Source organism: Fundicoccus sp. Sow4_H7 (genome assembly GCF_052115865.1).
In the GTDB taxonomy this organism is placed as follows: domain Bacteria; phylum Bacillota; class Bacilli; order Lactobacillales; family Aerococcaceae; genus Fundicoccus_A.
Genome location: NZ_JBQKME010000037.1, coordinates 1 through 396, shown reverse-complemented (window position 1 = coordinate 396; position 396 = coordinate 1). Strand labels below are relative to the sequence as shown.

1 protein-coding gene is annotated in these 396 nt (G+C 32.3%); it reads left to right on the top strand.

Annotation, left to right across the window (positions count from 1 at the left end; all coding sequences use genetic code 11):
* Positions 1-164: 164 nt before the first annotated feature.
* Positions 165-396: hypothetical protein (locus ACTQ54_RS12440; protein ID WP_441757255.1), on the top strand; the 232-nt coding region annotated here is incomplete at its 3' end.

Sequence of the window (396 nt, the reverse complement as noted above, 5' to 3'; positions counted from 1 at the left end):
ATCTTTAGTTATATTCAAATTTAAATTTTGTTTTAGAACGGTGTCTATACATTCAAAGTATTTCTAATAATAACACAGTTTATTGATACGCATCAATTATTACAGCGGTTATCTCTTGTAGACTGTAGATGTAACAAAAATACAAATGCGGAGGATTTATAGAAATGGACAAAAATATAGCAAATGACATAAATAGAAAATTAAATTTTTTACTGGAAGACCATGGTGTAACATTTGATGATTCTAATATGGCTTTAGACTCTTTAGATACTTTTCACGAAAAAGCAGACGCTTTGTTAGTCGCGCATAACTGTGAGATACCAGAAGCAGCGCATGATATTACTGGCTTGCAGCCGAAATTAAATATGCTGATTCAAGGGCATGGAGCGGAATTTG